The sequence below is a fragment of the Nakamurella sp. genome, assembly GCF_048594475.1.
In the GTDB taxonomy this organism is placed as follows: domain Bacteria; phylum Actinomycetota; class Actinomycetes; order Mycobacteriales; family Nakamurellaceae; genus Nakamurella.
The window spans coordinates 1-6,487 of sequence record NZ_JBMDXT010000168.1 but is presented as its reverse complement, the minus strand read 5'-3'; the positions used below and the strand labels follow the sequence as shown (position 1 = coordinate 6,487).

The following is a 6,487-nucleotide window of genomic DNA, read 5'->3' as shown; positions in this document are numbered from 1 at the left end:
GGCCTGGCCGGGCTGGTGATGGCGTTGTCGGTGACGCTGGTGATCGTCGTGGCAACCGCGGCGGGACGGGCCGGTTCGGCGCAAGCGGCCGAACGCATCGACACGGCCGCCGGTGGAGTCCCGGTCGCCGTCGCCGGCTCGTTCGGCACACCGGCCGGCCCGGGCGACCCGCTCGACCCGTTCACCAGCTCCGCCGACGGCGACCGGGTGGTCGCCGCGGTGCTGGCCGACCTGTCGCAGTTCTGGACGACGACCGAGGACGCCGCCGGGCGGGCCGCCCTGCGGGCTCCGGCCGGCGGCGTCGTCTCCGTCGATTCGGCCGCCCCGGCCGGCCCGGGTTTCCGGGCGCTGTGCATCACCGACCCGGCCCAGATCGCCGGCAACACCTTCTACTGTCCCGGACCGGACGGCATCGCGTTCGACTCGTCCGCGCTGGTTCCGGTCCTGCTCGGGTCGTACGGCAGCGCCGGACTGGCCGCGTCGTTCGCGCACGAGTTCGGGCATGCGGTGCAGGCGCAGGTCGGGCCCACGCCCGCGGACCGGCGCGCCGACCCGGCCCGGTACCCGGCACTGCTCATCGAGGCGCAGGCGGACTGTGCGGCCGGGGCCTTCCTGGCCGCCGCCAGCGGCGGCGGGACGGAGCGGGTGCACATCCCCACGGCCTCGCTGACCCGGGCGGTCGCGCCGCTGCTGGATTTCCGGGACCGGCCGACCGTGCCGCCGGCCGATGCCGCGGCCCACGGCCTGGCCCTGGACCGCCTCGATGCCGTCCTGCACGGATTCCGGTCCGGCGGGCCGGCCTGCTGGGCGATGACGACCGCCGATCTGTCCCCCACGTTGGGTCGCGCCGGGGTGGTGACCGATCCGCCGGCCACCCCGCGGTACGAGTCCACGGACGCCGCGGTCGCCGCAGCCGGGGCGTCGGTCGCCGCGTTCGCCGGATCGCCCGTGGCCCGGCCCGACCCGGCGGACCTGGACCGGGCGGCCACCATCGGCCAGTTCGCCGCCGGCGCGGCCGTCGCCCGGGCCACCGGACGGGCGCTGACCGGCGACGACGCGGGCGCGGCCTGCTTCACCGGGGCGTGGACGGCGGCGGTCTTCGGGTCGGCCGCACCGGGCGCCCTCGGCTCGTGGGCCGGCGACGCCGACGAGGCGCTCGACCTGATCCGGTCCCGGCCGGGCGCGGCCTTCGCCGAGCTGGCGGCGTTCGCCGACGGCTTCCACGCCGGCCGGGCGGCCTGTTCCTGACGCCGGGTCAGGCCTTCGCGGCCGCCGCCTCGACGACCGTGCCGGCTCCGAGGAGCGCCAGCAACCCGCCCGACCCCACCTCGATGCGGCGCTGCACCGCCGGCCGCCGGACCAGCCCGACCAGGCGCGCCGTCGCGGCGGCGACCGCCGCCAGGTAGAGCAGCGCGACGAGCGCGTCGATCGCACCGAGCACCAGGGCCGCGGTCACGACCGACCCGCCGGCCGGCAGGAACTGCGGGACGACGGCCAGGAAGAACAGGCCGACCTTCGGGTTGAGCAGGCACGAACCGAAGCCGGCCAGGAACGGTCCGGCCAGGGCCCGGCCCCCCGGCGCCGACGGGTCCGGGCCGGCCGGATCGACCTCCGACGGGTCCGCAACGGCGGCGGGCCGCCGCCGGGCCGCCCACAGTGACCGCAGGCCCAGGTAGAGCAGGTAGCACCCGCCGGCGATGCGGACCAGCCGGAACGCCTCGGCCGACTGTTCGAGCAGCGCGGCCAGACCCACCGCCACCAGCGCCGCCCAGGCAATGCTGCCGGCCGCGGAGCCGGCGGCCACCGCGAGGCCGCCGCGGCGCCGGCGGGTGCTGTGCCGGATGACCAGCAGCACGTCGGGACCGGGAGCCAGCGCGAGCAGCAGGCACAGGCCCGCGAATCCGAGCAGGGCGGCGGTGGTCATCCGCTCAGCCTGCCATGGCCGGCGACCGCATTTCCGCCCGTCACCGCATGGCTCAGTACAAGGCGGCGGCCAGCGCCCGGCGGGCCTTGATGACCTCGGGATCGTCGGTGGCGAACAGCCCGAACAGCTCGACCAGGTGCTCCCGGGCGGCCGTGCGGTCGTCGCCGGCGGTCCGCCGGACGATGGCGATGAGCCGCGCGAAGGCGCCCTCGGCGTCGCCGCCGGCCACCTGCGCATCCGCGGCGCTGCACTGCAGGGCGACGTCGTCAGGTGCGGCGTCGGCGCGCGCGATCGCGTCGGCCGGCAGCGCGTCGACCCGGGCCAAGAGACCGGTCTGGGCCAGCGCCGCCTTGGCCTCGACGTTGCCCGGCTCCGTCGCCAGGATTTGTTGGTAGGCCAGCTCGGCGGCGGCGTAGTCGCCGTTGGCCAGCGCCTCCTCGGCGGCGACGAACCGCGGGTCCTCGGGTTCGGGCTCGTCCTCGTCGGCCCCGTCGGCGGCCCGCTGCGCCTCGGCCTGGGCGATCCCGGGGAGCACCGGGCGCAGCTGGTCCAGCACCTGGGCGAACCACTTCTTCAGCTCCGCCTCCGACGTCGTCGGAGGCACCTCGGCGGCCGGCCGGCCCTGGACGATGAGGATCGCCATCGGCAGCGACTGAACCTGGAACGCCTGCGCGATCTGCGGGTTGGCGTCCACGTCGACCCGGCCCAGGATCCAGGTCCCGCCGGCCGCGACGGCCAGCTTGCTCAGCACCGCGGACAGCGCCAGGCTCGGCTCGGCCCAGGACGCCTCGAGGTTGATGACGACCGGGATCTGGGTCGACGCCTGCACCAGGCCGCCGAACGTCGGCTCGTCGACGTCGACCACGTAGGGCGAGGCCTCCTGGCTCGGGGCGCCGGCGGCGGCCGCACCGGCCGGCGCGCCCGGCCCGGACCCCGGTGCGGCGGGCCGGTTCTTCAGCGCGGACAGGTCGACGGCACCGGCGAACGCGGCGCTCATCGCGGCCGCCTGCTGCTGGCGGGGGTGGGGACGGCTCATGGCTTCATCTTCACATGAGGCCCGTGGCGGATCGGCCGCGTGCACCGGTGCGGACCGCCGGGGACCGGCCGATCAGCGGCCGGCCCGGTCGACGATCACCGGCACCACGTCCTGCGCCGCGGGCATGCGGTCGATCTCGGCGCGGACCCGTTCGGCCGCCGACCGGAGCGCCGGATCGTGCAGGACGCGATCCAGCGCGTCCTGCACGGACCGGCCGTCGACCCGGTCCGGCGGCAGCACCAGCCCCGCGCCCGCGCGAGCGACGGCAGCGGCGTTGGCCGGCTGGTCGGTGCCCTGCGGCAGGCACAGCTGCGGCAACCCGTGCCCGAGCGCGCCGAACATCGTGCCGGCGCCGCAGTGCGAGATCACCGCGACGCAGTCCGGCAGCACCAGGGCCTGCGAGACGAACGGCAGGGCCAGCACGGCGGGGCGACCGCCGGCCACCGCCGCCGCGTCCGTGCCCGGCCCGGTGGTGACCAGCACGTTGACCGGGAACCGCGCGCACCCGTCCAGCACGGTCCGGAACACCTCCGGCGCCCGGTTGGTGACGGTGCCCAGGGTCAGGTACACCGTGGTCGGGTGGGGCAGGTCGGCGAGTCCGGCCGGCCGGGCCTCGCCCGCGGCGGCCTCGCCGGCGGACGGGCGGATCGGCACGACGTCGGTCCACGGCTCGGCCCCGTCCGGCGCCAGGCTCGGCGGGCAGACCTGGAGATAGGGCGCGGCGAAGACGGCCTCGATCGGGTCCGGCAGGCCGGCCCCGGCCACCACGGCGCCGATCGCCCGGGCGAAGTCGCCCTGCGCCGGGACCATCGGCCCGTAGGAATGCAGGACGTGGGGGATCCCGGCGACCAGCGCCGCGGTCGCCCCGCCCACCTCGACGGTATCGTGCACGACCAGGTCGGGCCGCCACCGGTCGAAGCCGGCCAGCAGATCCCGGGCCCGGCGGATGGCGGCGGCCCCGAAGAACGCCCGGGCGGCCAGCAGCGCGGCCTGCTGCGGGTCGCTCCGCTCGACCTCGGACAGCGTCGCGGACCCGGTTCGGCGGACGGACTCGGCCGCCGCCGCGTAGGCCTGCGCGAGCGTCGGGCCGGCCACCTCGGCGGTCAGGCCGCGGCCGGCGACGAGATCGACCAGGTCCGGCCCGGAGGCCACCCGGACCTCGTGACCGGCGGCGGTCGCGGCCCGGATCAGCGGCAGCATGGGCAGCAGGTGGCCGTGCGATGGCCAGCTGCTGAACAGCATCCTCACCGCACCATCCGAGCACCGCCGGTGCGCGCGGGGAACCCCTCGTCGCGGTGGACCACCCGATCGGCGCTGGGACCGCGGCCGACCCGCCGGGCGGCGGAACCAGTCCGTGCCCGGTCCGTGCCCGGTGCGCGCCCGATCAGATGCGGGCAGGCTCGGTGTAGACGCCCCACTCGGCCCGCAGCGCGTCGCAGATCTCGCCGAGGGTCGCCTCGGCGCGGACCGCGTCGAGCATCGCCGGCACCATGTTCTCGCCGGACCGGGCCGCCGCGAGCAGCCGGGTGATGCCGTCCCGCACCGCGGCGGCGTCCCGCGCGGACCGGCGCCGGCCCAGCACCGCGTTCTGCTGCGCCTCGACCTCGGCCGGGATGCGCAGGATCTTGAGATCCTCGCCGACCCCGCCGGTCAGCGTGTTGACGCCGACGATCTTCTTCTCGCCCTTCTCCACGGCGTTGGCGTAGGCGAAGGCGGCGTCGGCGATGTCGCCGGTGAAGTAGCCGTCCTCGATGCCGCGCAGGATGCCGCTGGTCATCTCGCCGATCCGGTGCTCGCCCGATGGCACCGCCTGGGCCGCCAGGTCCTTGATCCGGGTGAAGATGCGCTCGGCCTCGGCCTCCATCCGGTCGGTCAGGGCCTCGACGTACCAGCTCCCGCCGAGCGGATCGGCGACGTTGACCACGCCGGTCTCGTTCATGATCACCTGCTGGGTGCGCAGCGCGATCTGCGCGGACCGTTCGGTCGGCAGCGCCAGCACCTCGTCCAGGGCGTTGGTGTGCAACGAGTTCGTACCCCCGAGCACGGCGGCCAGCGCCTCGACGGCGGTGCGGGTGACGTTGTTGTCCGGCTGCTGGGCAGTGAGCGACACCCCGGCGGTCTGGGTGTGGAACCGCAGCCACTGGGCCCGTGGGTCGGTCGCGCCGTAGACGTCGCGCATCCAGCGGGCCCAGATCCGCCGGGCCGCGCGGAATTTGGCGATCTCCTCGAAGAAGTCGACGTGGGCGTCGAAGAAGAAGCTCAGCCCCGGCGCGAACGCGTTCACGTCCAGCCCGCGCGAGAGACCGAGCTCGACGTAGCCGAAGCCGTCCGCGAGGGTGTACGCCAGCTCCTGCGCGGCCGTCGCCCCGGCCTCCCGGATGTGGTAGCCGGACACCGACAGCGGCTTGTAGTCGGGCATGTGCTGCGTGCAGAACTCCATCAGGTCGCCGATCAGCCGCAGGTGCGGCTCCGGCGGGAAGATCCACTCCTTCTGCGCGATGTACTCCTTGAAGATGTCCGTCTGCAGCGTGCCGTTCAAGCGATCGACCGGCACGCCTTGTCTCTCGGCGGCGACGAGGTACATGCAGAAGACCGGCACCGCCGGCCCGGAGATCGTCATCGAGGTGGTCACCTCGCTCAGGTCGATGCCGTCGAACAGGACGTCCATGTCGGCCGCGGAATCGATGGCCACCCCGCAGTGCCCGACCTCGCCCAGCGATCGGTCGTCGTCCGAGTCCCGGCCCATCAGCGTGGGCATGTCGAACGCGACGGACAGTCCGTGCCCGCCCTCGGCCAGGATCATCTTGTACCGGCGGTTGGTGTCGGCCGCGTTGCCGAATCCGGCGAACTGGCGGATGGTCCAGGGCTTGCCGCGGTAGCCCGTCGCGTGCAGGCCCCGGGTGAACGGGAACTCCCCCGGCCAGCCGATCCGCTCGAAATCCTGCACGACGTCACCGGGGGCCGGGCCGTAGACCGGCTCGACGGTCATCCCGGACAGCGTGGTGTAGTCGGCGTCCCGAACCCGGCCGGCCGCCTCGGCGGCGGCGAACCGCCGGGCCCAGCGGGCCCGGCCGTCCTCGATCGACTGGGCGGCCGACTCCTGATCCGTCATAGAAGCCAGGATATCCAATAGTCGGATCCCCTACCATTCGCGCCGCCACACAGGTTGCTACGGTGCAAGCCATGAGCACCAACGTGGCCCCCGCACTGCCCTTCGACCCGATCGCCAAGGCGGCGCAGACGTGGTCCGAGCGGATCGGGCCGAGCACCGCGATGTCCGCGGTCACCAACGTGATGCGGGTGCAGCAGATCCTGCTGGCCTCGGTCGACGACAGCCTCAAGCCGCACGGCCTGTCGTTCGCCCGGTACGAAGCGCTGGTGCTGCTCTCGTTCTCGCAGCGCGGCTCGCTGCCGATGCGGATGATGGGTGAGCGGCTCCAGCTGCACCCGACGTCCATCACCAACATCGTCGACCGGCTCGAGGCCGACGGCCTGGCCCGCCGGCTGCCGCACCCCAGCGACCGGCG

The 6,487-nt window shown here is 74.9% G+C and carries 6 protein-coding genes; 2 read left to right on the top strand and 4 right to left on the bottom strand.

Going from position 1 to position 6,487, the window contains the following annotated elements; genetic code table 11:
* A partial coding sequence (locus ACOJUF_RS08450; protein WP_420121417.1) for a neutral zinc metallopeptidase occupies positions 1-1,248 on the top strand: 1,248 nt, incomplete at its 5' end.
* A 7-nt stretch (positions 1,249-1,255) separates the two neighbouring features.
* On the opposite strand, the gene ACOJUF_RS08445 is transcribed toward ACOJUF_RS08450, so the two are convergent.
* From ACOJUF_RS08445 to ACOJUF_RS08430, 4 genes are all read right to left on the bottom strand, one after another.
* Positions 1,256-1,924 carry a LysE family translocator gene (locus ACOJUF_RS08445; RefSeq protein ID WP_420121416.1) on the bottom strand — a complete coding sequence of 223 codons (669 nt, stop codon included), beginning with the start codon at positions 1,922-1,924 and terminating at the stop codon, positions 1,256-1,258.
* 52 nt (positions 1,925-1,976) lie between these two features.
* Positions 1,977-2,960, bottom strand: coding sequence for a tetratricopeptide repeat protein (locus tag ACOJUF_RS08440; RefSeq protein WP_420121415.1), 984 nt, complete (start codon positions 2,958-2,960; stop codon positions 1,977-1,979).
* Positions 2,961-3,032: 72 nt separating this feature from the next.
* Positions 3,033-4,202, bottom strand: coding sequence for a glycosyltransferase (locus ACOJUF_RS08435; RefSeq protein ID WP_420121414.1), 1,170 nt, complete (start codon positions 4,200-4,202; stop codon positions 3,033-3,035).
* Between the two features lie 142 nt (positions 4,203-4,344).
* Positions 4,345-6,072, bottom strand: a complete 1,728-nt coding sequence (locus ACOJUF_RS08430) for an acyl-CoA mutase large subunit family protein (protein ID WP_420121413.1) — start codon at positions 6,070-6,072, stop codon at positions 4,345-4,347.
* 71 nt (positions 6,073-6,143) lie between these two features.
* On the opposite strand from ACOJUF_RS08430, the gene ACOJUF_RS08425 reads away from it, so the two are divergent.
* Positions 6,144-6,487: MarR family transcriptional regulator (locus tag ACOJUF_RS08425; protein ID WP_420121412.1), on the top strand; the 344-nt coding region annotated here is incomplete at its 3' end.